This window comes from Bradyrhizobium sp. 134, from assembly GCF_023074155.1.
Lineage (GTDB): Bacteria > Pseudomonadota > Alphaproteobacteria > Rhizobiales > Xanthobacteraceae > Bradyrhizobium.
Genome location: NZ_JADPKX010000014.1, coordinates 1 through 26538, shown reverse-complemented (window position 1 = coordinate 26538; position 26538 = coordinate 1). Strand labels below are relative to the sequence as shown.

The window sequence follows — 26538 nt, the reverse complement described above, 5'->3', positions numbered from 1 at the left end:
ACAAAGGGCTGACCCGTCTTCCACGATATCAATCCAGTCATGTGCGGCCATCATTGAACAGGCGACATTCATGCCCGAGGCCTTCTTCAGTTGGTCATCCGAGAGAGGGCGTCCTCACCGAGCCGTGTCTTGGTCGCACGGTATCGAGCCGGCTAAGCATCATCACAGGGCGACAGGGCTATCCTATCACCTCGATGAAGGTGCAGAAATACACCTGCGCCACGGCAGGGCGTTCGGACCCGATCACGTGATGCGGAAACGAATTTCCTGCCACCGGTGCGGTCGGCGCCACCAAGTTGGAATTCGGCTGCTATGAGAGCACCTCGTGCGGGTCTTCCTGTTCTCGCTCAACGCCTATTGCCGACTTGCAGGTGCGTCTCGGGCAACCCGGCGAAGGACGGCAACTGTCGGAGGCTGCTGGGGCTTTGTCCGGCGGACGATGCTAGCGCCAAGGTGTTGTTGGGCGAGCGTATGGGCGGGACCGTGAGTGATCACGTCCACAATGCCCTCGGTTGGCGGGGTAATCAGGTCGACTCTGTCAGCTGTGCGCATCCCGCGCTGAAGCACGCGGCTCGCGGCCGGCTCAAGCACGCCCGGCTCGATGACAGACGCGCGTGCCGCGTCGACGGCTTCTTCAACATCAACGATGGGCTCACGGATAGTTGTCTCGATCGTCTCGATTTTAGGCTGCGGGCATTGATGTTGCTGCACCGGGATCCCGACAGGCTCATGCAATCCGCGACCCCAAGCGCCGCCGTGCGGGAATGGAGGGGGTCCATCGAGCATCATGATAGGGCGGTTCGTAAGCCCGGGCGCTCGCGAGGCGCGGTACAGTTGAACCATGGAGCGGGGACGGCAGCATGAGCAACATCGCCCGTGATAGTGACATCGTCGAGCTGACGGACGCCCCCTTCTTTGATTATGGTGACAACGTGCGGGCCAACCGCACCATCCGCAACGACGGCACCTATGTGGGCAAGGAGATCGGTGAGGTTCTGGTCAAGAAAGGGGAGCTTGGCTATGTCGTCTCGATCGGCACGTTCCTGCAACAATTTTATATTTATGGAGTCGAATTCCTCGGCTCCGGCAATCGCGTCGGCATGAAATGCAAGGAGCTCGATCTAGTCTCGCCAAGCCACGAAGGCGAGGAGCCGTTCTTGCCAGGAGCGGCACCCCGATGATCGAACCAAGATCGCCAAAATACCGGTCAGGCCAACGTGTCAAGGCGGCAATCGATCTGCTCAACGACGGTTCCTTTCCCGGCGCGTCGGCCGAAGAGTGTCTGGTCAGCGTCGGGTATATTGGTCAGATCGTCCAGGTCGGTCGCCATACGGGAGCGAACCTACCCATTTATATGGTCGACTTCGGCAAGCAGTTGGTGGTTGGCTGCCTCGAGGCAGAAATCTCTGCAGTCTAGGACATCGCGCAATGAACGCAGCAATCATCAGACGACATCATTCCGGATTGCCTGCGCATCCCAACGAGCTCGACCGGTGGCGGATCGTGCGCGCGCTGAAGAACCGCGAGCACTACCGATATGTCTCGCCAAAGGTGACAGCGGTTGCTGGTGGCTATCTGGTCGAGAGCCCGTGCTGCTCAGGCAATATCAATGCGGAGGGCGGCCTCGTCGACGTCGCGCTGCTGCACCACGATAGGACTGCGGCGGCATGGCAGCTGCTCCGCAAAGATCACCGCAGGGGCCTTTGGGAGTGGCATTCAACCCATCAACGGCTTGGCCTGGCGACAGCGGTTCTGAACGCCGACCCTGAACGTTTGTTCTGGCAATAGATCGTGGAGATGGTGCTCGAAGGCGCCTTGACGGAGATCGAGTAGACGCTCGCCGCTATTCATACAGCCTCTGAGCCCTGCCTGACGCTCCGGCAGAAAGCTCCACATCTTGCCTGGATTTGTTGCGAGGCGTCCGAGATGACGCAGAATCCGTTCCGCCGGGTTGGAGGTTCGACCTGCATCTACTCGACAGTGAAGGTCACCAGGTCACTGCTACAGATCACGAATGATCCGCAGCGCGCCGGCATTGTGCTGGCCAAGCGCTCTGGCAAACCGATCAAGCAATCGCCTGCCGGTGCCAAGCTCACACAGGACGGCTAGGCCCGCGGGTTGCTTGCCATGCCGTAGTGCCCGGCCCGGGAATATCACGATCAGGTCGCTCGCTCGTCCATCGGGTCCATAAGACGGGGACAGGCGATGGTCTCCCAGAACTGTTCGCTGAGGACGGAATCGCCTGGGAACGTCAACGTGGCTTATTAAACCAAGGATACTGCGGTAGATGAAGTTTGGATCAGCGAGCCGTGCTCGATCTGCTGACGAGGAATAACGCTCAGGCTTTGTAAGATGTGCCTTTGTGAGTACTCGCCCTTAGGTCCACCGCCGTGCACTCGCCGTGAAGGCCGGTTGATGATGCGCGCGCAAGTGAGGCAGTGCGACTGTCCCGGCCCATCCGCTCTCTCTAGTGCACCAATAGTATTGGGGCTTGGAAATATCATACTACAAACTACTGAGTGAAGTCGGCGCGTTCAAGCAGAAGCGCTTTTCGAGTTGTTGTTTCGAAGACGCATCGAGTGTCCCATCTCTATCGCTTGCTTCCATGTTGAAGGCGCTGACGTGCACGTAGAAAATCAGGTTTGTCACGCGAATAAAGATCCAGATGACAGAGGACAAATTCGCGTGTAGTTCCAGTTCTTATCTCAAAGAGAAAAATCCGCTTGAATGGTTGTCGATGACCATTGATATGGTAATGGGAAGCAGTTGCGTCTTCGCCAAAAACAAGACGCTCCAGGCAGATGTGCAAAGCGAAATCGGAGAACACGTGGCAAAAAGCACCAAGCGCAAAGAGTATAGTAAGGATGACGTCAAGCTGCTCAAGGCGCACTCAAAGGCCCGCACCCCTGTAGCTAGGGTTTCAAAGCTTATGAAGCGATCCGAGGGCTCTCTAAGACAGAAAGCACGTACCTTGGGGATTGGCTTGGGTCACCAGCGCTGAGATCCGCCTCAATGTTCGGAAATTGACCGGCGTGATGATCGAGACGGCCAGGCGGCTTACGACCGCCAGGCCACCCGATCGCTTCAGGTCCCTGCGCCCAAGGGTCAGCTCGCCATGAACGAGCTGACCGATTTCCTGATAGACCGGCTCACTTGGCCTAAAACTCGTCGAGTCATGGTTTTAATCAGGGACTGATAAGCCCGACTCGTTCGTCTCATAGTGCGGCTTACATCGGTCAATATAGATTTATCGAGCCCGGAAATACGGTCCGCGAGCGTGCCGGCGGATCATCATCCCGGCCGGTAGACGTCATTCGGCGCTGAGCTATCTCCCTCTGCCTCCATCCTTCTCGAGGCGCGACTACTGGAACCCTAGTTGCCCCGAAGAGGGAGCTTGGCCCGAGTCCGTGGGTGCCGGCATGTCAGCCTACAGCATTAGCGGCCTGCGGCTGACGCAGATCGCTCCGATGATGCTGCCGGCCGGCAAGGCGCAGAAAGAAGGGAATAGCCGCGGTCCGGCCTATGGCGACAACATAAAGGAACTTCGGCAGGAGATGTGCGTCGAGTAGGCGCAGAAGCGTACAAGTATTTTGTATGTTCATGCGGAGCCGCCTCGGCATCCTCTTGTATGCGGGATTTGTTATGAGGTGAGCAAGAGCGGTGGTGAACCTTGTTCAGCGTCATCATCGAGACTGTCGATTCGCCGCCACGACTGCCGCGCGCGGACAGCGCGGCGGTCGCGGTAGACTCGATGGTGGCAATGAGAATTGAATTGCATGCCGCACTCGCTAGCAGCAGGCCGCATTTGCGGTAAGATCGTCCGTATCCAGAAACGATTGAATCTGACGTCCTTAATTCGGGAGCTGCTCCTTGCTGCACTTTCGATATGTTGCCTCAGGCAATTTTAAGCGTGTCGCCGCCGATTTCGCGGTTGCAAGGGCAGAGCTCATCCGTCTGTATCGCATCCAGAACGCGTAACGTGTCCGTCGGGCTGCGGCCGACATTGAGGCTTGTCGCATAGACATGCTGGACCGTGTTCTCAGGATCGACGATGAACGTGTAGCGATGCGCGATGCCATCACGCGATCGCACTCCAAGGCCATCGACCAGTGCGCCCTTGGTGTCCGCAAACTGCCAGATCGATAGACGGTGCAGATCCTTGTGCTCACGCCGCCAGGCGAGCTTGCAAAACTCGTTATCGGTCGAGCCACCAAGCACGATTGCATCGCGATCGGCGAAATGCTTGGACAGGCGAGCAAACTCAGCGATTTCGGTTGGGCAGACGAATGTGAAATCCTTCGGGTAAAAGAAGATGATTTTCCATTTTCCGGGGAAACTCCTCTCAGTCAGCGTCTCGAAGGCGCTCTGCCCGTTCTCCTCTGGCAGGTGAAAGCCGGGCTTCACGCCTGTGATGTCGAACGGCGGCAACTTACTTCCAATTCCAGGCATATTGTCCTCACAGCATCGCGTCACACGGAAACAGCGTTCCGCGACTGGCAAAGCAAGCGATATGCCACCCCGCTGATGGTAAGCCCCATCATGCCGGTCGTGGAACATTCGCCTTTGATGATGGCGGTGTCCTCGGACCCTATCTGCACCGTGTGGTCTCCTCAATTGTCTCGGCCCGGCATTCCCCGTTGCGCGCTCCTTCGCCCGCCTCTCGCAGGGGAATCCACGCGCCCCGCTTTGTCGGTTTTCTGTCAGAGCCCTTGCCGCTGTCGGGTCCACCACAGCTTCCGGTCTCGGGCGCTGCGCTATTAGTCAAGCCTAATCAGATGCTTAACGCGCGTGCGAACGAATGGCACGCCAGTTGCTAACTGAATGCAGCAACAAGGAGTGAGGGCTGAGGGCACGCCGACGCCGATGGCGAGCGATGGCCTCCTTCCCGAAACCCATGTGCCCACGTTTCTGAGAGAGAAACAGCCTCGCGCGTTCGGCGCGCAAAATTGGCAATCGGTTGATGGAGAGCAACATGTCTTCGCTGAGACAAATCGCGTTTTATGGCAAGGGTGGCATCGGCAAATCGACAACGTCGCAAAATACGCTGGCGGCTCTTGCTGAGCTGGGCCAAAGGATTCTCATCGTCGGCTGTGATCCCAAAGCGGACTCGACTCGCCTCATCCTGCACGCCAAAGCGCAGGACACCATTCTGAGTCTGGCGGCGAATGCCGGCAGCGTTGAGGACCTCGAAATTGAGGACGTCATCAAGCTCGGCTACAAGGACATTCGATGTGTCGAGTCCGGCGGTCCAGAGCCGGGGGTCGGGTGCGCCGGAAGAGGCGTGATCACTTCGATCAACTTTCTGGAGGAGAATGGCGCCTATGAGGACATCGACTATGTCTCTTACGACGTGCTGGGCGACGTCGTCTGCGGCGGCTTCGCGATGCCTATCCGCGAGAATAAGGCACAGGAAATCTACATCGTGATGTCCGGCGAGATGATGGCCATGTATGCCGCCAACAACATCTCCAAGGGTATTCTGAAGTATGCCAATTCCGGCGGCGTGCGCCTCGGCGGCCTGATCTGCAACGAGCGCCAGACCGACAAGGAGCTGGAGCTGGCAGATGCTCTTGCCAAGAAGCTCGGCAGCCGGCTAATCTACTTCGTGCCACGCGACAATGTCGTGCAGCACGCGGAGCTGCGCCGCATGACTGTGCTGGAATACGCGCCAGAGTCCAAGCAGGCGGATCACTATCGCAATCTCGCGACCAAGATCCACAATAATGCGGGACAAGGCGCCATCCCGACGCCAATCAGCATGGACGAGCTCGAGGATATGCTCATGGAGCACGGCATCATCAAGCCTGTCGACGAGAGCCTGGTCGGCAAGACCGCCGCCGAGCTCGCCGCTGTTTCGGCATAGTTCATCTTGTCGGCCTTCTCGACCGGGGAAGGCCGACATCGTCCACTGCGGGACCTTTATGATTGGCACACAAAGCGAATTTGCCAATACAGTGTCATCTCCTGTATCAGCAGCTCACGTCGCCGAGCAGCGCGATGCGAGTGAGCTCTACGGGCTTCTGACCGGGCGCCATCCAACAGAAGTCGACATCAGCGACGATAACGATTTCGATCGCCATGTGCTCGCTTGCGCTCTCGCCGCATCCGCTATGGATGGCGGCCAACTTCCCGAATGGGCTGGCTTGACTAACCAGGAGCTCGATGCGCTGTTGGTGCAATACTTTCCATCGACGCCGATCAGGAGTTGTACCTGGCGCGAACAGTCCGCGTTACCGGCTCCTGACGAGACGATTATGGTGCGAGACCTCCTGCTTGCGCAACGTTCCACTCATGGAGAGGTCGGCGGCTGGCTCGCGACGATGATCGCGCGGCGCGCCATGGAGCCTAATCACCTGTGGGAAGATCTCGGTCTGCGGGAGCGTGACGAATTGTCCCGCCTCCTGATGCGCCATTTCGGGCCGCTGGCGGCTCGCAACACCAAGAACATGCGGTGGAAGCGCTTCTTCTATCGCACGCTATGCGAAGATGACGGTCTGGTGATGTGTACCACGCCGGTCTGCACGGAATGCAATGATTTTGATCTTTGCTTCGGCGAGGAGAGCGGGGAGAGCCGGATGGCCGGACGCCGGCGGGATCATCTGCGTCGTCTCGATGACCCCGTCCAAGCCATCCGAAGTTCGCAGGGCTGAGCTCATATGGATGCCCGCTCCTCGGCGCGAGTCCCGGTGTATCGGACCAGCTTTCGGCCAACGGTCACATGACCGGACTGAGGGTTTGAAAAGACACCGGGTAAACAACTTCGCGCAGGCAGCCTAAGCAGGACGCGGCGGCGCCTGATCATCGAGCTTGATAACTGGTGGATGCGACCGTCACATTTACCGCCCAAATGTTCTATGTTGACGCGCGATCGAGGCCAACATCCGCCCTCTCGATCGCGCCCGCTGACTTTTTACGAACGACGACTTGTGGTTGGACGACCGGATGGCTCAAGAATCCTCTTCGATCAGCGCCGGGATGCACGCGCCTTTCCCTGAAGTGTTGCAGCTTGAGGTCAGGCCCGAACCGTTGCCCGGCTGCCAAGCTTCCAAGCTCGGCGCCTGCCTTCAGCTCGGTCGCAAGCGCACCGGACCTGGCGCTCCGCCGTTTCCACCCTGGCGGATTTGCGACACACCGGACTAATCTGAAATTCGACGTCATTCACAAGTTCTCGGGAATTCGAGCGGTTTGGCACAGCAGTTGCTGTACAGCTTCCGGAATAAACCTACGGAGCCGCTGATGGCGTTAGCTGCCGCAATCACCGCGCCCGACAAAGATCAGTCGAGGTCCATAGTCCTTAATGACACCACCTTGCGCGACGCCGAACAGACACCGGGCGTGGCCTTCGCGACACCGGAAAATGTCTCGATGGCGCGTGTCGCTGGCCGCGGCCGGAGTCACGGAGATCGAGGCCGGCACGCCGGCGATGGGTCAGGAAGAGATTGCCGCGATCCGAGCGGTCGCCGAAGCCGGCCTCGCGGCCACGATCATCGGCTGGTGCCAGATAAAACCCGCGGATGTCGATGCGGAGATCGAGGCCGGTGTTTCGGTGGTAATCCTATCGATTCCATCGTCGGACGCGCAGATTGCGGCGAAACTCGGTGGCGCCGTTTGGCCGTGCTGGAGCGGGTGAAGCGCGTCGTGGCCCACGCTCGCGACAAGGGACTGGGTGTCGCGCTAGGTGGCGAAGACTCCTCGCGTGCCGATGTCAACTTCCTGATCGACCCACCGCATTGTGATCGGCGAGCATTCAGAGCTTGCCGCTATCACTTCGCTGTTGTCCGACTTGCAGCTTTCGGTCACCGCCGACGAAACCCAAACCATTCTCGCGCGCGTCCGTAAGCATGCCGTCGAGCACAAAGGCCCGGTTTCCGAGGAAACGGTGGTGGCGATGTGGCGCGACATTCATGAGAGATCGCTCCTCAACGGAGGCGATCAGGTGGTCAGCCATGCGCTTCGCGCGATCAGGTTGGAACATTCGGGCCAGGACGGCTTCTGGTCGCGGATCTAGATGGAGGTTGAGAATGACGACGGACGGGATCCTTTCGCAATTGAACAAGGCCTCCGCGGCAGAGGAGTTTTTTGCACTGCTCGGCGTCGAGTACGATGCGAAAATCATCGACGTGGCGCGGCTTCATATTCTGCGTCGCATGGGTGAATATCTCGCGGGCGAGGAGTTTACCGGTGCATCCGATCCCGACATCGCCTCGCGTTGCAAGGCCACGCTCGAGCGCGCCTATGCCGATTTCGTCACGTCCTCCCCGATCGAACAGCGCGTGTTCAAGGTCTTGAAGGATGCGGCCGCACCACAATCGAACAAGCATCCAGCATTGGTGCAGCTCGGTTCTTTGGAGTGAATTCAGTTTATATCGTGCTCTGGAGCGTGAAGGTTCAGAGAACCTGCCAACCACCCAGGGCGTCGAATTCAAACGCAAGTTGCAGTTACGGCCGCGGGTCCGCAGCTTGGACACTCGGCTCCCTAAGAGCCAATCACGGCTCAGCGCTGATATTTCCGTCGTTTCAAGCTGGTGCCCATGGTGCACCTATCTCCTGCAATTGTACGCCGGCAGCGGGGAGCACATATTTGGCGAGGAAAGAGCACCAAGATGCGGATGACTGTCTTCTGTCGCATTCTGGACATAGGTCCAGCACCGTGTCGAATGTTCCGATCCTCGTGAGAGGCTGCCAATCCGATTTCCTTCAGTAAGATTCTGTATTGGCGGTCAATTTTCATCGTCTGCGCAATTGGTACGACAATTGCTGACATTTACTCAGCTAGTCTGGAGAAACGAATGCACATCTTGGTCCGCATCGAGTTTGTTTTTGACGCCGCGCAGTTTCGCGCGCGCTGCCTGTCGACACCATGATACGTCGCGACGCCAAAGCGATGGTTGCATATTCCGGCCCGGCTGAGCTGAAAGCTGCGCTTGATCCGCGCCAAAGATTCGTGGACGAAATCACTCCCGCTGGCCGATCTATGGCCGAGGTTTTGCGGGCGGCGCCCTTGCTCTCCGGCGCTGGTCGCGCGGCGCCGTTGACGGGCGGCTTCACCGCCGGCCCTCGTGCCCTCGCCAAGAGTTGCGGGCGTGTCGCTGCAATCGGAAATATTGCGAGGGCATTCGGAGCAATGGATCGCGTTTTCACCGGCAAGCTCGCGGCCGACAATAGGACCAGCCGAGCCTCTGGCAGGTCCTCGGTCTGTTCCAACTCGGTTGCATCTCGAAGATGAGGAGGACCAATCGATCGGATCGAGTGACCGCGCGGTTGCGTGCCTCACTAGTTCCAATGCCAAACGGTGGCCCAGAATGCCGAACCGGGAAAGAACGCCCAAGCGGGGTGCTTCCGGGCTCGTCGACAAAGGTCCAGCAACGGGTGTCTGGGCCCCGCGCTGCTGCCAGGCAGTGTTGAAAAAATGGCGGCGGGCACGCGGCCGAACTCTTAACTGAAGCAATCTTCACGCGCGAATTCAAAGCTGGAGGCGGAGCACGCTTCGCTGGCGAGCCGCTACTGAACACGGATGGGAGTACAGATGATGAGCACCGCACCCAAAAGCGCAGCTCCGGCCGCGGGTGGTGGTCGCGCGGCGACCAAGAGGGAGCTGCCCGAACGATTCAAGGCTTATAGGCACGTCTGGGTCTTCATCGAGCAGGAACGCGGGATAGTGCATCCCGTCTCCTGGGAGCTGATGGGTGCCGGCCGCCGGCTCGCCGACAAGCTCAACGTTGACCTCGCCGCGGTTGTCATCGGCCCGGTCGGAGAGACAACGCAGCAGGCGATCGCCGAATCCTTCTGCTACGGCGCGGATCTTGCCTATATCGTCGCGGATGATCTCTTGGCCGATTATCGCAATGAATCCTACACCAAGGCCCTGTCAGAGCTGGTCAATACGTACAAGCCGGAAATCCTACTCCTAGGGGCAACTACACTGGGCCGCGACCTCGCCGGCTCAGTGGCCACCACACTGCTCACCGGTCTAACCGCCGACTGCACCGAGCTCGATGTCGATGCCGACGGCTCGCTTGCAGCGACCCGGCCGACGTTTGGCGGCTCACTATTGTGCACGATCTACACACTGAACTATCGTCCACAGATGGCAACCGTCCGTCCGCGCGTGATGCCGATGCCCGAGCGCGTGACCGGCGCCGTCTGGCGCGTGATCTCGCATCCGCTCGGGCTTGTAGAGGAAGATATCGTCACAAAAGTGCTGTCGTTCCTCCCGGACCGCGATTCTACAAAGTCCAACCTTGCCTATGCCGACGTGGTCGTCGCTGGAGGGCTCGGTCTGGGATCGCCTGAGAACTTCCAACTGGTACAGCAGCTCGCGGACGTGCTTGGCGCCGAATATGGCTGCTCGCGGCCGCTGGTCCAGAAGGGCTGGGTCACCGCGGACCGACAAATCGGCCAGACCGGGAAAACCATTCGGCCAAAGCTTTATATCGCGGCCGGTATTTCCGGCGCGATCCAGCATCGCGTTGGCGTGGAGGGGGGCGACCTCATCGTTGCGATCAACACGGACAAGCACGCTCCGATCTTCGACTTCGCCCATATCGGCATCGTCACCGACGCCATTCGACTGTTGCCCGCGTTGACCTCTGCATTCCGCGCGCAGCTGTCGCCGCACTCGCACGACCGCATCGCTGGCTAGGGGAGCTTGTTATGATCGAGGAAAGATTCGACGCGATCGTCGTCGGTGCTGGGATGGGCGGAAATGCGGCAGCGCTTACCATGGCCGAGCGGGGCCTAAAAGTGCTGCAGCTGGAGCGCGGCGAGTATTCGGGGTCGAAGAACGTGCAAGGCGCCATCCTCTATGCCGACATGCTGGAGAAGCTGATCCCGAATTTCCGAGAAGATGCACCGCTTGAGCGGCATCTCGTCGAGCAACGCTTCTGGATCGTGGACGAGCGTTCGCACACGGGGATTCACTATCGCTCCGATGATTTCAACGAGGAGAAGCCGAACCGCTACACCATCATCCGCGCGCAGTTCGACAAATGGTTCTCGCAGAAGGTCCGCGAGGCCGGCGCCACGGTGCTGTGCGAGACCACGGTGACCGAGCTCCTCCAGGATTCCCATGGGAGGGTCGTCGGGGTGCGCACAGACCGAGATGGGGGTGAAATCCATGCAGATGTCGTCGTGCTGGCCGAGGGGGTAAACGGAGTGCTCGGGACGGGTGCGGGCTTAAGAGGGCGGCCGAAACCGGACAAGGTCGCACTCGCGGTCAAGGAGATGCATTTCCTGTCGCGCGAGACAATCGATGCTCGCTTCAATCTCAAAGGCGACGAGGGGCTCGTCATCGAAGCCGCCGGAACCATCTCCCGCGGCATGACCGGTATGGGCTTCATCTATTCCAACAAGGAATGCATATCGCTCGGTATCGGCTGTCTTGTTGCCGATTTCCAGCGTACTGGCGAGACGCCTTACGGCCTCCTCGAGGGCTTCAAGCGTCACCCGTCCGTCGCGCCGTTGATCGAGGGTTCGGAAGTAAAGGAATATTCCGCGCATTTGATCCCCGAAGGTGGATACAGAGCGATCCCGCAGCTTTGTGGTGAGGGCTGGGTCGTTGTCGGAGACGCCGCCCAGCTCAACAACGCCATCCATCGCGAGGGGTCCAATCTGGCGATGACGTCGGGCCGTATCGCCGCGGAAGCGATCTGTCTTATCAAATCGCGAAATGATCCGATGACGGCCAAAAATCTTTCGCTTTACAAAAAACTCCTGAATGAATCCTTCGTGATCAAGGACCTGAAGAAGTACAAGGATATGCCGGCACTGATGCACACCCACTCGCAGAACTTCTTTCTCACATATCCGCAGCTCTTCTCCAAGGCGATGCAGGATTACGTGCGCGTCGACGGCACACCAAAGCTTGAGAAAGAGAAGCTGATGCTGAGCTCGTTCATCAAGGCGCGGTCGTGGAGTGGATTGTTCAGCGATGCCCTGCGCATTGCCCGGGCCTGGCGGTGATCATAAACCAAAGACAACGACGAACGACGGAGCCAGAAACAATGCCGAGCGAGCCATCCCGACGTGTCGAAGACAAACTATTCTACAACCGCTATCTCGTTGATTCCGGCCGCGCCCATATCAAGGTGCGGCCGCACACCACACCTTCGTCGCGGCTCTTATCGATGCTGAAGGCCTGCCCTGCACGGTGCTACGAGCTCAGCGATAAAGGTCATGTTGAGGTGACAGTCGACGGGTGTGTCGAGTGCGGCACCTGCCGGGTGATCTGCGAAGAAAGTGGTGATATCGAGTGGAGCTACCCACGTGGCGGTTACGGTGTGCTATTCAAATTTGGTTAAAGCTTCGGGGTAGGGGCTGATTGGCAGGCTGCGGCGTTGTGGCGGTACAACGAGATCACGCGCGAGTTTGAGATTTCACCTGATTCAATCGAGTCCCGATCTTTCCATCTACCGGGCGGGCCCTTCCCAGGTTCCGCTACAATATGCCCGGAGATACCCAAAGCGAGCCGGATCCGAGACAGGGCTCAACTCATTGGCGGGAATAGGTCGTCCATCTCGGATCGACCGATCCTGGTTCTCTCCCCAAAATCTCGCCGGTTTCGTCCTTCTTGGAGTTCGAGGCGATCCGCCTGTCGCCACTGCCTCGCAACGCTGCCTATCACCTCAAACGGAACGCTGGAAGCAGGATTTCGCTTCGCCATAGCCGCCGACCCGACAACGTGCCATCGAGCGCCTTGTAGACTAGACAAGCACGGCGGATCACAAAATTAGCGATTTGCGACTCCTCCGCGCGACCGCCGGGTTGCGCATCGTCAGGCGGGCTGCGCGCATGCAGCACACAATTTTGCCCTTTCATTCGCCTGTATCGCCGGGACATATGGTCGGCCGGAGAGCATGACGATGGTTGGATTACAAAAGAGCAGGGCAGCCGCTAACGCGCGGCGAGCAGAGGCACGCCGTGAGAGTTCGGTGGGCGACATCCAGGCCCGCATAGCCGAACTGAGAAGCTTGCCGCGCGAGAAGCTCGCGGATGCGGTGTTCATGCTCTCGATGAATGCAAGACGGCAGGGCGAGTTGATACGACATGCGATCGAGAAGCGCGCCGAGGTCGACTTGGACTTTGATCCGCCGCCGAATGCTGATTTCGCGACCTATCTCGCAAATGATGTGGTCTCGACCTTACGCCACCACGTTGCTGACCTTCCGACCTTGCTGGACCTGTTGGTTGAGCGAGCGCCTGACGTCTGCTTCACCGTCCATCGGGAGGAGGCCGTTTCGCTACTGGCCGCAATCATTCGCGAACACCGGCTCGAAGGAGTCCTTGAAGGCCTCTAGGCTCGCCGGGCTCCTGAACCAGCCAGCGAAGGATCGCCATGCCGGGATCGGTTCGGAAGCGGATTTGAGAGGAGCTGCCGAGCGTGCGTGAGTGTCCAGGGCGCTTTGAGGGACAGTCCTGCAAGATTGAATGTCCAGAGCGGATGGGGACGTCAGAAAATCTCGGCGCCTGCTTGCGAGGTCAAAACCGCCTCGAAATTCGCGGCGTAGCTCCTTTGTCATCCGTTTCCCGTTTATCGCTGGCGCGGAGCCGCTATGCACGTCCGGTCGCAGTCCCCGGCCGCGTCAAGCTCGGCGACCTTCGCGTTAGCGAGGACGAGATCCGCATTCTGAGCTTTCATGTTCAGTTGCAGCGCGCGTTTGCCCGCTGGCGGATCATGGAACCGTTCGCTAACAGCCATGCAAGGGAAATCACGGCAGGACACGTCGACCGAGCCGCGGCGATGTGCCAAAGCGGCGAAAGGCGGTCGCTCAACTCGGTGAGGCGTCCTGGTGAAATCGATAGCCCTTGTTTCGGTAGTCGCTGGCTGCGCCCTGGGGCGGCGAGGCAAGGCTGGCAAGTATTCCGCGAGCAAGTCGAGAATAGCAGAAAAGCTGAGTGGCGGCCCACTGCAAATTGGACGAAAGGGCCTTCTTGGGTGGCGCTGGATCGTCGACATGAACGCTCCGCCGAGCGTCTGCCATAAACCCCCTATCCTTGCTCGAGGCCGGGAATACGCCGAACTCGCGTCGGCTATTCGCTGTCTTCGCGAGCCGTACCGGCTTTCGCCGAACGTCGTGTCCACGAGCACGCCGAAGACACAGCCGAAATCCGCAGCTGAGTACGGCCGAACGGCGCGTCCCACGTCAATGCCGGCCAGGTCGGTCAGTAGGCCCGCTCAAACCCCACGAAGGCGCCTCACGCGCTGCGGCCAGCGGCACGTCAGCGACCTGCTGCAATAATCTGAAAGCATCCGATCGCAACTTCCATCACGATCAGCACGACTATAACCCACTCAAGACGCAGCGAGCGCCGTGTGTCGATAATGTCCGTCAGTGCGTTAGCCGTTCCGGAGATGGCCGACAGCTTGCGCTCAAGCATCTCAAGACGCTCCTTCAGTTCGTATTCGTCTTTCAGACGCGCATAGAGCCGCTCGAGTTCCGGCTTCTCCCAGAGTGCGTCGGGCTTTTCGGCAATCGCGATGCGGCCCGCGACGCGCTGCTCGACCAGGAGCGCATTGCCGATCAGTTGGAGAATGCCCTTGCGGCCCCGCGGCGTCCGGCCGCGCTCGGCCAGTTCGCGTGCAAAGGGTTCGATCACGTCGAACACCGCGGCGACACGGCGCTCATCTCGCTCCAGCGCCGTGCTCTTGGCTAGCGTATCGGCGATCAGCAGCAGCCGATCGTCACTAAAATTTCTAACACAAATCCGCCCGCCCGGCAGGATGACCTCAGCGCTCTGCTCGTTGCAGAGCTGCGCCTGCGCGCTATCCTCCTCATAGGAGGTGAGTTCACCGATGACGCGCGGTATCAGGGTTTCGATCAGAGCGGTTTCCTCCGAGGGCGACAACCCGATGAGCACTACAACGCCATAGCGGAAGACCACGACAAGGCCCGCATGAATGCGGAAAGCGACCGGCGTCGAGGACACCAGCGTTCCGATTTCCAGAGCCGACGGGTTGATACGATCCCCCAGCATGACTGCCCGAATGCGCAGCACCGAGGCGGCCGCCGTCTGTCCGGAGACCACAGCCTTACCGGGCGTAAGTTGATCCATGTTCACTTTAGCATCCGGTTTGGCGCCACTGCGACGCGATAGCGTTCCCCAGAAACACGTCCAGAACTTCGTCGCAGATGGTGCAGCGGAATTTGCCGAGCGCGTTGGTGAGAGATGACGCTGAGATCCAGCAAATGCCGGCTCCAGAGTTTGGATGGGTGGTCTCTAATTCATGTTCGTGCATGCTTGCCCGCAAGCTCAATCGAACGCCCAGCAAAGCTCTTCGAGGAATTCGACGATCCCCGGCCGCCAAACATTTGGCTGCGTCGTAGGCGCCTTCCTCGAACAACGTCGAGCAAGATTGATGCCGAACCGGTGTCTTCGCGCCAGCGGCGTCAGGATTTCCGCTTCAATGGGCGAGCGAAAATGATCGATTGGAACGGCGCAGGTTGATCAAAAAGCTGGTCGCGATGTGTGTTCAATTTCCTCCAGAGCATGTCGGCTACAGAACACGGCGGATCTTGGGCGCCGCACAAGCTTTCAAAGCGCAATCAGAGCCTTAACCGCGGCAGCGGCGCTGGCATAGCTGTTGCTATGAAATGTCGCAAAGACCGAGCGAAGGCTGAGTGCAGACCTGGTCCGATCGGGCGAAAACAGCACGTTGCCCGTGGACCGAGGATGGGAAAGGTGAAGTGCCGTTTCCAACCGTCAGCCACACGAACGTCGCGGCAAATTCTTGAGCCAAGGCCCGAGTACAACGGCAGAAAGGACTAGAGACCGTGCATATCGAACCGGGAATAGTAACAGGCGCCAAGTTCGTATTGAGCTGCGCGACAGGCATTGCGATGGGCTGCGTCGTCGCCAAGCTTGTGGTCGAGACCATACACGAGCGGCGCGCTCTGTCATTTGCTGTGCAAGCCATCGCCGCGACGGGTCTTGTGTTCACGTTATTCGAATTCCTGCCGCACTTTGCGGTTTGGGCATCGGAAGTGCACCTCGTCCTGGGCTCCACGCTGTTCCTCTTGTTTGGCGCGGCGCCGGCGGCCTTAGGTCTTGCGCTCGGCCTCTTGCTGCAAAGCGTCCTCTTTGTTCCGACGGACCTGCCGCAATATCGGATGAATGTCACGACGCCTCTAATACCGCTGTTTGCGATCAAGGCGCTCGCAAAGCGCCTCATTCCATCCAAGGCTGCCTATCGCGATCTGCAGTACAGCAAGGCGCTTTCGCTCTCGACTGCGTATCAATCCGGTATCGCTGTCTGGATCGCGTCTTTGGCGCTCTATCGCGCGGGCTTCGGCGCCGCCAACCTCGGTAAAGTCGCATCGCTCGCGGTTTACTATGCAGTTGTGGCCTTGGTCGAGCCGCTGGCTGATCTGGCTGCGCTGGCGCTCGGGAAACAAATTGGGCGGCGTGACTGTGAGGGGATCTGTCGCCTACCGCTCCCAGAAGGCATGTTGCGGTCGAAAGTAACGATGGCCGCCATCTCGGCCGCTTTGCTCAAGCGATACGTACGCTTTTCCCGATAGCAGCCGGCTGCAGCGATCCCGGGCGACGCGCACTCGCTGTTGTCCGCGAGGGGGCCGACTTTAGGCTCATTCCGCACAAGGCGACCAGGAAATCATTTCTCGCCGAATTGCGGCCGGCCGTCTGCGCCGGCCCGGTCGCTGGTGATCGGACGCGCACTACCGATTTCGACCTGCTGGTGCGTGATGTGGCGAAGGCGAACTGCCGCCACGACGTGGAGGAATGGCGGGAAGCGCTCAGGGCAGCAGCCTGGTCGCAGAGCATCGGGGACGAGGTTGGACACGAGGGCGTCTTGCGCTGCTGATACACTGGGAGTCATCCGTCGAACGAGCTTATCCATGCAACATTGGCAGCCTCCTCAGCACAGCCGCGATGGACCGCCGTTCGGCGGCTTCCCACGCTCTGCTGCACTCGGCCGGAATGTTCGCAGTTCGACAAAGAAGATCGCCATGTATGGATTGATCGTGGTGTTGACCACGCTCGCACTGTGCAGCATCGTGTTTGCCGGCGAATTGACCGGGCCGGCAAAGGTCATCAGCACCGACACCCTTGAAATTCACGGGACACGCGTTAGGCTCTGGGGCATCGACGCGCCGGACAAGTCTCAAATGTGCCGAGATATCAACCTCAATCCTTATCGATGTGGCCTCATGGCCGCGAGCGATCTTGAAGCCTTCATTGCAGAGCGCGAAGTCAGTTGTCTGTCAGTCCTGGAGGATGAGTGTGGACGGACATTGGCGATCTGTTCAGCTGATGGCATCGATCTCGGAGAATGGTTGGTGCGCAACGGTCTCGTGCTCGATTGGGAGCGATACTCCAGGCGCCGATACCACGCTGCGCAACGCGCGGCCGATCGTGCCGGACTGGGCTTGTGGGCGGGCAGCTTTGCCGTACCTTGGCTATATCGAGCGTGCATTCGGTTAGGTGGTGGACCAGCCAGCTGTTCTGACGACGCGAATGCTCACCCTTGACCGGTATTCCTCACACCAGAATATACGCCAGAGTCGTTCCGCACAAAGTGACCGTCACGGGCGAGCTGGCGTCGGCCGCGAGTGAGCAAGCTTACCACTGCCGCGCCACCATGCTCAAAAGGGGTAAGATGGTCTCAAGCTCTCGTAAGCGCGAAAGTCGCAAGACAGAAAATCGCGAGCTCCACAGGAACGCCATGGTTCTCGCCCTAATTCTTCGGAATCATGGACTTGCAGTCATGCCAAGGCGGCGCCTTTTGAGTTCGAAAGAGCCGCATTTACTCGGAAGAATGGCGGGCTCTCCGGACAAAGCAAAGGCGTGGCACGGAAAACAATCAGTTTCGCCGGGTACAGGTTGAGCGGAAGAAAGAAGGCCAGTGGCGTTCAAGGCACCATTGGGCGCGGTAGGCAACACGAATGAGGCTTGGGATGCAGCCGACCTCCACTCCATTCGACGCAAACTTTCAGGTTTTGACATGCCCAGGGCTCGCAGCCTGATTCCCAGAGGTCGCCAGATGCCGTCCACCAAAACTCATACACTCGCACTCAAATCTGATGCAGCAAGCCGGTGTGAGCGCTTGCTCAACGCCGGCTCCGCGGGGCGTATCGAAAGGACGGTAATCGAATTGGGCCCTTTGCCGCGGGAACGCCGCATAGGTCCCTTCCCGGACTTCGCTGCTGTTGGCGATATCGGCGGCGATTGCCTTTTCAAGCAACGGCTGCTCCGATTTACGCCAGAATTTGGCCGGGCGCGTAACAAGCTGAACACCACACGCGCGGTTTCGGCGATAAAGACGTGTGGACCTGCCTTGCAGGCGCCGATCACAACAATGCCTCAGAAGACAATGCAGCTGCTCGTTCGGTTGGAAACAGCACGGCTCGCTGACGACTGGCCGGAGATCCGCTGAATGAGCAAAACCGCATGCGACGAGGACAACTGCTGCGGCAGCCCCAACAAGAACGTCAGATCGCATATCACCTACCGAACACGAAGTGCGCGCCTTCCAGAACGAAACGTGAGCCACTGAACGCGCAGCGTCGCTCCCATAACCTAGTGGTGTGCAGACTCTGTGCCGACGGGCACGATGCAAGCTCCTGGCCTTTTTCGATCGCGATGTCGCCAACCCGACAATAGCAGTCATTGCTCAAACAAGCCCCGGGTTTGAGGTCGAACACGAATCGAATGCCGGGCGCCGGCACCGCCGGTTAGATTCAGTGAACGCTCCTGCGAAAGAGATTAGGTGATCGAGTTTTTTTGCAACCACACAACGAAGTCGCACCTTAATTCGAGGCGCAGTGCTGAGCTCAGTCAAAGACCGCAAGCTCACGTCTTGACCGTCTCCCCGAGATCAGCCCCATAGCTGTGTTTCATAGCTGTTCTATTCGCACGGCGATCTCGGCAGCGAATTGTTCGTGCCGTTCTGGGTGGTGCTATTGTGCCAGACCGATGCAGGTGGGACCCTGATGGGCAGCTGGCGTCTCGTCCGCACTAGGGCTTTCGCGTGACGACCAAGTCGCGGCCAGATGGTCTCGGCCCAGAGGCCTTGCATCCGCTCGTTGTTCTTGGCGACTTCCGTGCCACTGTCGGCGCCGCGCCGCTCGGCGGTGCGTTGGAACGTGGCCAGCTCGATCGTCCATGCCTGGAGAATTAGCGTGCCGGCCTCGGCGATCGTTGCGGCGCTGACCTGGTGGGGTCAATGCTTTCGGTGTTTTCGTTAGGACACGAGCTTCAGCCCGACAATGCCGGCGACGATCAACCCGATGCTGGCAAGGCGAAAAGCGGCGGCCGGTTCTCCGAACAGGATGATCCCGAGCGCTGCGGTGCCGACCGCACCGATGCCGGTCCAGACCGCATAAGCAGTTCCAATGGGCAGCGTCTTTAGAGCAAGGCCGAGCAGGATCACGCTGCCGGCCATGGCCGCGAGCGTGAGCACGGACGGAACGGGCTTGGTAAAGCCCTCGGTGTATTTGAGGCCGATTGCCCAGGCGACCTCCAGCAGGCCGGCGGCCAACAAAATGCTCCAGGCCATGGCGGCCCTCCGTTCATGGCAGGGTCGCCCCCGCGGCTGATGTGGTGATGAGCTGGGCGCCATCCTTGCCGGGGCTCGCGATTCGCTTCGAGCAGGGGTCAACTTCTCTCAAAGATCAGCATTCCGACGTTATTGGTTCGGCGAATTCACACGATCGACAAAGCAGAAAGCCGTCCGTTCCGTTCATGCGATCGGCAATGTTGCAAAAAGCTGCCCCCTCGAAGAGATCCTTGTACCTGTCGCGGAGGAGGTTGCCCAAAACGTGTCGTCGCTCAAAATCCATGCAGCAGAAAGTAACGTCGCCGTTTGGGAGAAGAACATTACGATATTGCCGTTCGTCAGGACATGTCAGTGCTCCAACGATTGGCTGCCGTGCTCCAACCATTTTCTCGCCGTTGCCAGCCCTGCTGCGCGGCGGAGGCGAACGAACCAGCGCTTCGTCAGGAATTATGCCGACAAGGTCGGGATGCACCTCGCCCATGACTATGAAGAGCAACGATGAAAAGTCGGCATCCACAAGTTGGCGCATCAAATCGACATAGTTGCGCTTGACGAGACCACTATCCATGTGCGTGCCGTCATCAAAAACATGCACTAGGAAAACGCGGAACTGCATCGCACGCAAACGTCTTAGATCCCGCCCGTTCATTCCTGCCAGGGTTGTGAAAATTCGGATTCCATGGCCACACGCATAGGCATGCTCAACCATTTCGGTGCAAGCTGGATTGAGCCAAGGCTCCGAATATCCGGAAAAGCTGATGTCGACAGCTGCTGGTACGCGCGCCAGACATCGCTTGAAATCTTGGAGAGAAAGATGCTTCACGTCGGATATCGCTCTTTGCCGTTCGGCAAACTTGTCCTGTGGGCAATAAGAACATCCGACGACACAGCCCGTTGTCGTAGTTATCTCCAAGACCCTGCCGCCGCTGATTGCAGAGCGCAGCTCCTGTGGAGTCATCGATTCTATATTGTCCACTTCCGCGCTCCGCGTTTGGAACAAAGAGATATTGAGGGGACCGTCGATTTGCATCTCATGCCGGTTCGCTCATGCTTCAGTTCTCGATTCGTCGTCCACCAGCGCGACTCGGCATGGTCGCAAGCGCGATCGCGGCAGATGAAGAATGCGCCACGGCTCTCTCCCATAACACCCCAGTCCAGCAGGATTGGACGGCTGCCGAATGCACATCCCTCAATGGGGCTCGTCTAACGTCTCGCTTATTCCAAGAAGCATCTCTCATGCCATTGGCGGTACTGTCCTTGACTCGACACGTCCGCGATGAATGTCCTCCCAAATGCGCGACCGAGGTGAAACTCTACGCAATCGATAGAGTACAATATGACGCTACGTACGATTCAAGCTCTCGCGAAAATGAGCTGAATGACAGCTTTCTTATGAATCTTGACGGTGTAGCCTGCCCCGAGCACCACGTCATCATGATGGTCGGCATCGACCCGCGAACTTCCGATTGCGAGTGCCCTTGGCTCCGGTCGAGATTGCAAAGGCTTCACCTTCGTGGACAGCCTTTTGGCTCAAATTTCGGCGGGAAAGCCGGTGCTGGACAGCAACACGGTTCTCATCGTCGACGAGTGCGGCCAGATCGGGTCGCGGGCGATGGACAGGCTGCTGACGTCCGTCGCCAAAACGCGATCAAAAATAATCTTTATTGGGGATGTTGAACAACTGCAGCCGATTTCTGCGGGCCCGGCGCTGAAAATCTTGAGCACGATTTTGGAGCCGGCCCGTATCGAGACGATCGTGCGGCAACGCGAGACCTCGGCCCGCGATGCCGCGCAGGCTTTCGCCAAGGGGAACGCTGCGGAGGGCCTTAACATGTACGCAGAGCGTAATCTCATTTGTGACTGTGCTGGCGCCAAAGCCACCATCGAAACGGCCGTGAATGAATACCGCCAGGCACAGCGGACTTCGCCCAGTTCAACTCATCTCTTGATCGCCAAATCGAATAAGACGGTTCGTGCGCTGAATGCAGAATTGCGCCGGCACATGCGGGAGGATGGGCTTCTCAGCGGACCAGATTACGTCCTGGCTGCGGGCGATTCATCGGGGCGAGGATTTCACCTGTCGTTGGCCGTAGGCGACCGCATCAGGTTTGGAATCAGGCAAGACAAGATCGGTCGTGGTGTGATCAATGGCACCGTCGGAACGATCGAAGCAGTTGAGCAGGAGGCCGACGGGCACCTCATCGTCACGGCAACGATCGACGGGAACGAAACCAGCTTTTCGACCCGGCTGCTTGCGGACAAAACCGGACGTCCTCGGTTGGGGCATAATCTGGCCGTTACAGCCTACAGTTCTCAAGGCTTGACCGCGGAGACGGCCACCGTCGTGCTTGATACGGGCTACGATCGACATACGGCCTACGTCGCCATGAGCCGGGCCCGTGGAACGGTTAAGATCGTCTACGACGCCGACCTCGCGGCCAGTCAAATCGCGGCGGAGCGAACCTTCGACGCACCGGCCCAGCCGAGCAGCGCCGAGGAGAGGCTCGCCTTTATTGCGACGCGCATCTCTCGCGCTAACATCAAAACGTCCACGTTGGCGCTCACGCATCCTGACGGTGCCGATATTGAGGCACCCAGCAGAAGCAAGGGCCGCTCTCGGTAGCGTCCGATGACGTCAACGCGAACGGGGGCTCCTGGTGTGAGATGACGGTGGCGGCGTTTCGTCCACCGCCGGCCGCCTGATCGGATCAATAGCGCGCTTTGCGGTTTGGCCGCCGAACGACATACCGAGAAATCGTGGTTCGTCGTCAGCACGATGGCGACATCGTCTTCGGCGGTACGGATGATCCGTGTCGGAACCCCAACCTCAGGAGATCAAGAAAATGCCCTACAACGAGAGGGCGGACGCCCAGCTCAAACAGCTCGGCAACCAGTTGGTTGACCAGTTGATCGGTCGTGCGCTTCGGCACAACCCCACGGACACGATGGGGGCGTTCGCCCAGGCGACGCGTCTGGCGGAAGCGCTGGTCGGCTTCCTGCCGATCGGCGATGGCCCGAACAGTCGCGCTGACCATGAGATCGCAGCCGCGATCCCCCGTGTGAAGGCCATCCTGGCCATGATGACCATGTACGAAGGTTAGGCGAGATCGGGAAACAAACGTTTCTCGGCAAACGGGCCGACGGCGAAAGCTGTCGGCCCGTTTTGCTTTGCTGACGGTCGGTATGTTTCCGTTACGCCGTCGTTTTACGACTGCATTTGGCCGCCGAACGGGACTTCCTCAAAGCGTGCAACGGATCAGGCGTGATGTGGGCGATGCCGCCGGCACACGAACGAGGACCTGTTCCCATGGCTAAGCTTCCCCTCACGCCCCCCGCCGCCATCCTCACCGCCTCCAAGAAAGGCGGTACCGGCAAAACCCACTTGATGACGACCATCGCCGATCTGCTGACCCTGAACGGCTATTCTTACTGTGCGTTTCAGGCCGACGACAAGAAGCGGCTCGGCAAGATGCTCGGAGCGCGGGTCGTGGATTTGCGGCCCAATCCGGATCTGGTCATGAACGACCCCGCCCTGGTACGCAGGGCGTTCACGCCGTTCTACACCGCGTGCGAGACTGCGACCGGCACCGGGGGCTCGGTTCTGTTCGACATCGGGGCTGACGAGGTCGAAAACACCGCAAACTTCCTCACCGACGTCGAAATCGAAGAAGATCTGATCACTTGGAAGTTGCCGATGCTGGTGTTCGTCCTGGTGCAGGCCGAACCCGATGCCATCGGGTCCGCGGCCGAGACGATCCGCCGCTTCCGGATGGCCGTCCCGAGCGCAGATTTGGTCTTGGTCGAGAACCTGCACGAACGCAAGTCGCTCGACCAACTGTCTGTCGGCAGCATCGCCGGACAGCAGTACGCAAAAGAGCTCAAGCCGGTGCTCGACGGGGTCACGCGGATCGCGATGCCCGGCATCATCTCGGAATTTTGGGAACCGTACGAGAACGCCGGCCTGCGCTTCCTCAAGGCAATGGCCATGGACCCCACGGAGGACAGCAAGCTCCTGAAGAAGCCGGTCGGCGACGTCAAACGCGCCCGGCGCGCGGTCACGATCTTCTTCAGGTCGATGCACGGTGCCCTGTCCCAGCTCATCAAGCTGCCGAAGGGTGGGGCGTGATGCCGGACAACGCCGATAAAGCCCGGCCGGCGCATCGGTCGGTTCGGGTCGTCATCCCGCCGTTCAAGGCCATCATCAAGGAGGGCACCGAGGAGATCAAGCGACAGGCCAACGACCTCGTCGAGCGGACGCTGGAATCCCCAACAGCCGTCGATCCCAAAATCCTTCGCAAATGGGGAGAGGATGGGGCGCGCTATTTTTTCAAGCGGCTGAAGGCGCGCGTCAGCGACCAGGTCGGCGCTGCCGCAGCGGCGAGGAGAATGCCCCGTGGTGCCAACGTCAAGAGCAGCGTCGGGCACCACGGCATCCCTGCAAAGGCCGCCGCCATCGTTGCGAAAACGCGATCGGCGATTTGGCCGCGGAAAGCGCCTGCGCCGAAAAGCGCCAAGGCTCCCTTTGTCGCCGTGAAGAATTGGCAAGCCCAGCAGCGCGATCGCTTGTCCTATGTGGCAGTGGCGACGCTGCGCGGGCTCCTCGTGGCGCTGCTCATGACCGTCGGCGCCATCATCCTTCTCAGGTTGATGGCCTGACATCGTATTCCTCCCAATCCTCCCAGTAGACTGGAACACAACATGGGTATTTTCGCGTATCTGCAGGTCGGCCTTAAGCCCCGTCCGCACCCCTTCGTGGCCACCGCCCTGGGTCTCCTCGTCGGCGCAATGACGTTTCCGCTGGTTGTCACCGCGCTGCTCGCCATGACGGTTATCGGCGACCATTTTGTCTGGTCGAAGTGGGTGGCCGCCCTTACCGAGTTGGCCGATGCATCGAAGCTTTGGGCTTATATCGGAGCGCACCGTCCGATTTTGCTCGTTGGCCTCGCCGTCAGTATGTGCGCAGCCCATCTGACGCGTCTCGACGCTCGGGATCGAACGCCATGGACGGAGCCGTTCGAGACGCCCGACGATGCCGACCCCGCGTTTATTATGACGAAGATGCCCGCCTGAAACTCCGCTGGAGTTTCCGAAAGGAGGCAGGAGCGAGGGCGACAAAAGGTTTCTGGTTGGCCCCTTATCTCAACCTGCCGTTTGCGTTGGAAAGTCGGAATCTGCTGGTGGTCGGCGCCTCCGGCCACGGCAAATCCAATATCGTGCGGGCGGTCGCCACCCAGACGATGCAGCGCGGCGACCGAACCGTGATTCACTGCAACAAGGGTGACGTGACCCGAAGCTTCGACCTTCGCGATGTAGTCTTGATTTCGCCAGCCCACCGGGACGGCTGGGCCTGGGACATCGGCGCTGACCTGGACGGTCCCGCCGCCGCCGCCGAGTTCGCCCGCGACATCATCCCCTCATCCGACCAACCGTTTTGGTCAGATTCCGCTCGCCTGATCCTGACCGACACCATCAATGCCATCTCGGTCGAAAAAGGCCACGCCTGGGGGCCGCTCGACGTCCTGTTGGCGCTCCTCAGCAGTCCCGAAGACCTGCGCCTCAGGATCGCAAAGATCGACCTCAGCGCCAGCCCGTTGCTGGCCACGGGCGACGACGGCGGCACTGACAAGACCATCCAGGGCATCATGTCGACGTTGTTGTCCGCCGCCCTTACCACCCTGCGTCCGATGGCTTACGCCTGGGCCGGCCTGCCGCCGGAAAAGCATTTTTCCATCAAGAAGTGGCTTGTCCCGAACTACAACGGTCCCAAAATCGTCATTGTCCAGACGATGCCGAACTTCGAAGCCATGTCGACGTCGGTCTGCGGCGGCGTGTTGCGGCGAATCTGCAAGGGCGTTTCCGACGCCTCCATGGCGATCGACCCGTCACGGCGGACCACGCTCATTCTCGACGAGTTCTACTCGCTGGGGAAAATCGAGGGCCTCGCCACGGCGCTATCGGTGGCGAGAGAGAAAGGTCTGATTTGCGTCGCTGCCGTTCAGTCGATGCAGCAGTTGCGACTCCTGTACCAAGACGAGTCCGCGCTGCTTTCGGATCTGTTTCAGATCAAGATCTATAGCCGTCTTACGGCAGGCGAGGGGGCTTCGGACGTCTCGGAAACCCTGGGGTCGCGCACGATCCGGTGGCGAGCGCCAAACGAAAATCCGGCCCAGGGTGACAAGCGACAATTCCTCACCAAGGACGAAACCAGGCCCATTGTCACCGCCACACAGCTGGCGCGGGACTTCGGGTTGTTCGAACCCAATATCCCCAACGAATACATCCGGGCGATCGTGCACAACGCAGGGGCCGCCCATCGCTTTGACTGGCCGGCGACCAGATGGGAGGTGAAAGGGGGCTGCCTGGACGCGGTTCTAGAGATGGATCGGCGCCAGGCCTCATCCGCGTGATCTATATGGCCAAGAAACGCGAGGCCCTGGCGTGCCAGTGGTCCAATCCGCGAGCGAGCGCAGGTTCATCAGCGTCAGTGATTAATGGTTCCTCGGATGCATTACCTGTCGCAACCAAGAACGTGAAACCATTGACCCGCGGTCCAAGTTCGCATTGAGCCAGTTTTGACGAAGGCAAGCTGGTTTGCGGCGAGGCGGCTAATGCTCTGTTTTCCACTTTCAACGGAACAACGGACTTGGCCTCATCTGTCGCTGGCCAGAACCCGTCGCAAATGACCCCAAACGGCAGCGTCTTAGCATTACAGTTGCTTTGTTTGCGGGCTTCTGAATCCATGGGCAACCATGATTCGAATGTCGTGGACGCGGGCCGCGTCGGTTGAGGAGACGCTTGCGTTGTGGGCGGCGTCGCTTCGAGAGATCAAGCAACGGATACGTCCGTTGTTCACGCAAGAGCGTGTGGCGACGAATGCAGGCTTGTTCCTGGAAGGTCTGCTCGGAGATGAGCAGCGCAAGACCGGCTGGATGCGCGCGGAGGCGGCTGGCGATCCCGGCCCATGGCGGCAGCAGGCGATCCTGGGTCGCGGGGATTGGGACGCTGATGCCCTGCGCGACATCGTC

General features: G+C 59.5%; 26 protein-coding genes and 2 pseudogenes. 24 read left to right on the top strand and 4 right to left on the bottom strand.

Annotation, left to right across the window (positions count from 1 at the left end; translation table 11 throughout):
* Positions 1 to 860 precede the first annotated feature (860 nt).
* The 6 genes from IVA75_RS05360 (at position 861) to IVA75_RS05335 (ending at position 3569) form a co-directional block, all read left to right on the top strand.
* On the top strand, positions 861 to 1181 hold the full coding sequence (locus IVA75_RS05360) for a nitrogen fixation protein NifZ (protein ID WP_018457701.1): 321 nt from the start codon (positions 861 to 863) through the stop codon (positions 1179 to 1181).
* A complete protein-coding gene (locus tag IVA75_RS05355) occupies positions 1178 to 1417 on the top strand; it encodes a nitrogen fixation protein NifZ (protein ID WP_018457702.1) in 240 nt (79 codons plus the stop codon). Before IVA75_RS05360 ends, IVA75_RS05355 begins: the two co-directional genes overlap by 4 nt.
* 11 nt (positions 1418 to 1428) lie before the next feature.
* Positions 1429 to 1788 carry a hypothetical protein gene (locus IVA75_RS05350; RefSeq protein WP_247285946.1) on the top strand — a complete coding sequence of 120 codons (360 nt, stop codon included), beginning with the start codon at positions 1429 to 1431 and terminating at the stop codon, positions 1786 to 1788.
* 138 nt (positions 1789 to 1926) lie between these two features.
* On the top strand, positions 1927 to 2109 hold the full coding sequence (locus IVA75_RS05345; RefSeq protein WP_247285947.1) for a hypothetical protein: 183 nt from the start codon (positions 1927 to 1929) through the stop codon (positions 2107 to 2109).
* 556 nt (positions 2110 to 2665) lie between these two features.
* The gene (locus tag IVA75_RS05340) at positions 2666 to 3001 is read left to right on the top strand and encodes a hypothetical protein (RefSeq protein ID WP_247285948.1); all 336 of its coding nucleotides are present in this window, start codon (positions 2666 to 2668) and stop codon (positions 2999 to 3001) included.
* A gap of 418 nt (positions 3002 to 3419) precedes the next feature.
* Positions 3420 to 3569 carry a hypothetical protein gene (locus IVA75_RS05335; protein WP_247285949.1) on the top strand — a complete coding sequence of 50 codons (150 nt, stop codon included), beginning with the start codon at positions 3420 to 3422 and terminating at the stop codon, positions 3567 to 3569.
* 325 nt (positions 3570 to 3894) lie between these two features.
* Here the strand turns inward: IVA75_RS05335 and IVA75_RS05330 are convergent, their stop codons facing one another.
* Positions 3895 to 4449 carry a peroxiredoxin gene (locus IVA75_RS05330; protein ID WP_247285950.1) on the bottom strand — a complete coding sequence of 185 codons (555 nt, stop codon included), beginning with the start codon at positions 4447 to 4449 and terminating at the stop codon, positions 3895 to 3897.
* A 523-nt stretch (positions 4450 to 4972) separates the two neighbouring features.
* On the opposite strand from IVA75_RS05330, the gene nifH reads away from it, so the two are divergent.
* The 8 genes and pseudogenes from nifH (at position 4973) to IVA75_RS05290 (ending at position 13295) form a co-directional block, all read left to right on the top strand.
* The gene (gene nifH, locus IVA75_RS05325; protein ID WP_026233535.1) at positions 4973 to 5863 is read left to right on the top strand and encodes a nitrogenase iron protein; all 891 of its coding nucleotides are present in this window, start codon (positions 4973 to 4975) and stop codon (positions 5861 to 5863) included.
* 58 nt (positions 5864 to 5921) lie between these two features.
* Complete coding sequence (locus IVA75_RS05320; RefSeq protein ID WP_247285951.1) at positions 5922 to 6650, top strand: nitrogen fixation protein NifQ; 729 nt, start codon at positions 5922 to 5924, stop codon at positions 6648 to 6650.
* A gap of 586 nt (positions 6651 to 7236) precedes the next feature.
* Positions 7237 to 7903 (top strand): annotated as a pseudogene (locus IVA75_RS05315) (hypothetical protein); the annotation flags it as partial.
* 118 nt (positions 7904 to 8021) lie between these two features.
* A complete protein-coding gene (gene nifW, locus IVA75_RS05310; protein ID WP_247285952.1) occupies positions 8022 to 8354 on the top strand; it encodes a nitrogenase stabilizing/protective protein NifW in 333 nt (110 codons plus the stop codon).
* A 1175-nt stretch (positions 8355 to 9529) separates the two neighbouring features.
* Entirely contained in the window at positions 9530 to 10642 is a 1113-nt protein-coding gene (locus IVA75_RS05305; RefSeq protein WP_247285970.1) for an electron transfer flavoprotein subunit alpha/FixB family protein, read from the top strand.
* A gap of 11 nt (positions 10643 to 10653) precedes the next feature.
* Complete coding sequence (locus IVA75_RS05300; protein WP_247285953.1) at positions 10654 to 11961, top strand: FAD-binding protein; 1308 nt, start codon at positions 10654 to 10656, stop codon at positions 11959 to 11961.
* 41 nt (positions 11962 to 12002) lie between these two features.
* The gene (locus IVA75_RS05295) at positions 12003 to 12299 is read left to right on the top strand and encodes a ferredoxin family protein (protein ID WP_083926516.1); all 297 of its coding nucleotides are present in this window, start codon (positions 12003 to 12005) and stop codon (positions 12297 to 12299) included.
* 630 nt (positions 12300 to 12929) lie between these two features.
* The gene (locus IVA75_RS05290) at positions 12930 to 13295 is read left to right on the top strand and encodes a hypothetical protein (protein WP_018458223.1); all 366 of its coding nucleotides are present in this window, start codon (positions 12930 to 12932) and stop codon (positions 13293 to 13295) included.
* Between the two features lie 922 nt (positions 13296 to 14217).
* Here the strand turns inward: IVA75_RS05290 and IVA75_RS05285 are convergent.
* Positions 14218 to 15051, bottom strand: a complete 834-nt coding sequence (locus IVA75_RS05285; protein WP_247285971.1) for an RMD1 family protein — start codon at positions 15049 to 15051, stop codon at positions 14218 to 14220.
* Positions 15052 to 15770: 719 nt separating this feature from the next.
* Between IVA75_RS05285 and IVA75_RS05280 the strand changes: the two genes are divergently transcribed.
* The 3 genes from IVA75_RS05280 to IVA75_RS05270 all read left to right on the top strand — a co-directional run bounded on the left by IVA75_RS05280 (position 15771) and on the right by IVA75_RS05270 (position 18391).
* Positions 15771 to 16517 (top strand): energy-coupling factor ABC transporter permease, encoded by a 747-nt coding sequence (locus IVA75_RS05280; RefSeq protein WP_247285954.1) that lies wholly within the window; start codon positions 15771 to 15773, stop codon positions 16515 to 16517.
* 336 nt (positions 16518 to 16853) lie between these two features.
* Positions 16854 to 17486 carry a thermonuclease family protein gene (locus IVA75_RS05275; RefSeq protein ID WP_346658405.1) on the top strand — a complete coding sequence of 211 codons (633 nt, stop codon included), beginning with the start codon at positions 16854 to 16856 and terminating at the stop codon, positions 17484 to 17486.
* Positions 17487 to 17860: 374 nt separating this feature from the next.
* Positions 17861 to 18391 carry a hypothetical protein gene (locus IVA75_RS05270; RefSeq protein ID WP_247285955.1) on the top strand — a complete coding sequence of 177 codons (531 nt, stop codon included), beginning with the start codon at positions 17861 to 17863 and terminating at the stop codon, positions 18389 to 18391.
* Positions 18392 to 19198: 807 nt separating this feature from the next.
* Here IVA75_RS05270 and sugE read toward each other — a convergent pair.
* Positions 19199 to 19513, bottom strand: coding sequence for a quaternary ammonium compound efflux SMR transporter SugE (gene sugE, locus IVA75_RS05265; RefSeq protein WP_018458212.1), 315 nt, complete (start codon positions 19511 to 19513; stop codon positions 19199 to 19201).
* 115 nt (positions 19514 to 19628) lie between these two features.
* Positions 19629 to 20489: an SPASM domain-containing protein gene (locus tag IVA75_RS05260; protein ID WP_247285956.1), complete on the bottom strand. Its 861-nt coding sequence runs from the start codon at positions 20487 to 20489 to the stop codon at positions 19629 to 19631.
* A gap of 537 nt (positions 20490 to 21026) precedes the next feature.
* Here IVA75_RS05260 and IVA75_RS05255 point away from each other — a divergent pair.
* The 7 genes and pseudogenes from IVA75_RS05255 to IVA75_RS05225 form a co-directional block, all read left to right on the top strand.
* A complete protein-coding gene (locus IVA75_RS05255; RefSeq protein ID WP_247285957.1) occupies positions 21027 to 22136 on the top strand; it encodes an AAA family ATPase in 1110 nt (369 codons plus the stop codon).
* 220 nt (positions 22137 to 22356) lie between these two features.
* Positions 22357 to 22614, top strand: a complete 258-nt coding sequence (locus IVA75_RS05250) for a hypothetical protein (protein WP_247285958.1) — start codon at positions 22357 to 22359, stop codon at positions 22612 to 22614.
* Positions 22615 to 22730: 116 nt separating this feature from the next.
* On the top strand, positions 22731 to 23639 hold the full coding sequence (locus IVA75_RS05245; RefSeq protein ID WP_247285959.1) for a hypothetical protein: 909 nt from the start codon (positions 22731 to 22733) through the stop codon (positions 23637 to 23639).
* On the top strand, positions 23639 to 24169 hold the full coding sequence (locus IVA75_RS05240; RefSeq protein ID WP_247285960.1) for a hypothetical protein: 531 nt from the start codon (positions 23639 to 23641) through the stop codon (positions 24167 to 24169). The genes IVA75_RS05245 and IVA75_RS05240 overlap by 1 nt, the downstream gene beginning before the upstream one ends.
* A 42-nt stretch (positions 24170 to 24211) precedes the next feature.
* Positions 24212 to 24583: a hypothetical protein gene (locus IVA75_RS05235; RefSeq protein ID WP_247285961.1), complete on the top strand. Its 372-nt coding sequence runs from the start codon at positions 24212 to 24214 to the stop codon at positions 24581 to 24583.
* A gap of 56 nt (positions 24584 to 24639) precedes the next feature.
* On the top strand, positions 24640 to 25920 hold the full coding sequence (locus IVA75_RS05230; RefSeq protein ID WP_247285963.1) for a type IV secretion system DNA-binding domain-containing protein: 1281 nt from the start codon (positions 24640 to 24642) through the stop codon (positions 25918 to 25920).
* A gap of 342 nt (positions 25921 to 26262) precedes the next feature.
* Positions 26263 to 26538: pseudogene (locus tag IVA75_RS05225) on the top strand (IS701 family transposase); the annotation flags it as partial.

What these genes read in the sequence shown, in the direction of transcription:
- IVA75_RS05360 (WP_018457701.1), top strand. Translation starts at nt 861, where the DNA reads ATGAGCAACATCGCCCGTGATAGTGACATCGTCGAGCTGACGGACGCC.
- IVA75_RS05355 (WP_018457702.1), top strand. Translation starts at nt 1,178, where the DNA reads ATGATCGAACCAAGATCGCCAAAATACCGGTCAGGCCAACGTGTCAAG.
- IVA75_RS05350 (WP_247285946.1), top strand. Translation starts at nt 1,429, where the DNA reads ATGAACGCAGCAATCATCAGACGACATCATTCCGGATTGCCTGCGCAT.
- IVA75_RS05345 (WP_247285947.1), top strand. Translation starts at nt 1,927, where the DNA reads ATGACGCAGAATCCGTTCCGCCGGGTTGGAGGTTCGACCTGCATCTAC.
- IVA75_RS05340 (WP_247285948.1), top strand. Translation starts at nt 2,666, where the DNA reads ATGACAGAGGACAAATTCGCGTGTAGTTCCAGTTCTTATCTCAAAGAG.
- IVA75_RS05335 (WP_247285949.1), top strand. Translation starts at nt 3,420, where the DNA reads ATGTCAGCCTACAGCATTAGCGGCCTGCGGCTGACGCAGATCGCTCCG.
- IVA75_RS05330 (WP_247285950.1), bottom strand. Translation starts at nt 4,449, where the DNA reads ATGCCTGGAATTGGAAGTAAGTTGCCGCCGTTCGACATCACAGGCGTG.
- nifH (WP_026233535.1), top strand. Translation starts at nt 4,973, where the DNA reads ATGTCTTCGCTGAGACAAATCGCGTTTTATGGCAAGGGTGGCATCGGC.
- IVA75_RS05320 (WP_247285951.1), top strand. Translation starts at nt 5,922, where the DNA reads ATGATTGGCACACAAAGCGAATTTGCCAATACAGTGTCATCTCCTGTA.
- nifW (WP_247285952.1), top strand. Translation starts at nt 8,022, where the DNA reads ATGACGACGGACGGGATCCTTTCGCAATTGAACAAGGCCTCCGCGGCA.
- IVA75_RS05305 (WP_247285970.1), top strand. Translation starts at nt 9,530, where the DNA reads ATGAGCACCGCACCCAAAAGCGCAGCTCCGGCCGCGGGTGGTGGTCGC.
- IVA75_RS05300 (WP_247285953.1), top strand. Translation starts at nt 10,654, where the DNA reads ATGATCGAGGAAAGATTCGACGCGATCGTCGTCGGTGCTGGGATGGGC.
- IVA75_RS05295 (WP_083926516.1), top strand. Translation starts at nt 12,003, where the DNA reads ATGCCGAGCGAGCCATCCCGACGTGTCGAAGACAAACTATTCTACAAC.
- IVA75_RS05285 (WP_247285971.1), bottom strand. Translation starts at nt 15,051, where the DNA reads ATGGATCAACTTACGCCCGGTAAGGCTGTGGTCTCCGGACAGACGGCG.
- IVA75_RS05275 (WP_346658405.1), top strand. Translation starts at nt 16,854, where the DNA reads ATGCAACATTGGCAGCCTCCTCAGCACAGCCGCGATGGACCGCCGTTC.
- sugE (WP_018458212.1), bottom strand. Translation starts at nt 19,513, where the DNA reads ATGGCCTGGAGCATTTTGTTGGCCGCCGGCCTGCTGGAGGTCGCCTGG.
- IVA75_RS05250 (WP_247285958.1), top strand. Translation starts at nt 22,357, where the DNA reads ATGCCCTACAACGAGAGGGCGGACGCCCAGCTCAAACAGCTCGGCAAC.
- IVA75_RS05240 (WP_247285960.1), top strand. Translation starts at nt 23,639, where the DNA reads ATGCCGGACAACGCCGATAAAGCCCGGCCGGCGCATCGGTCGGTTCGG.
- IVA75_RS05235 (WP_247285961.1), top strand. Translation starts at nt 24,212, where the DNA reads ATGGGTATTTTCGCGTATCTGCAGGTCGGCCTTAAGCCCCGTCCGCAC.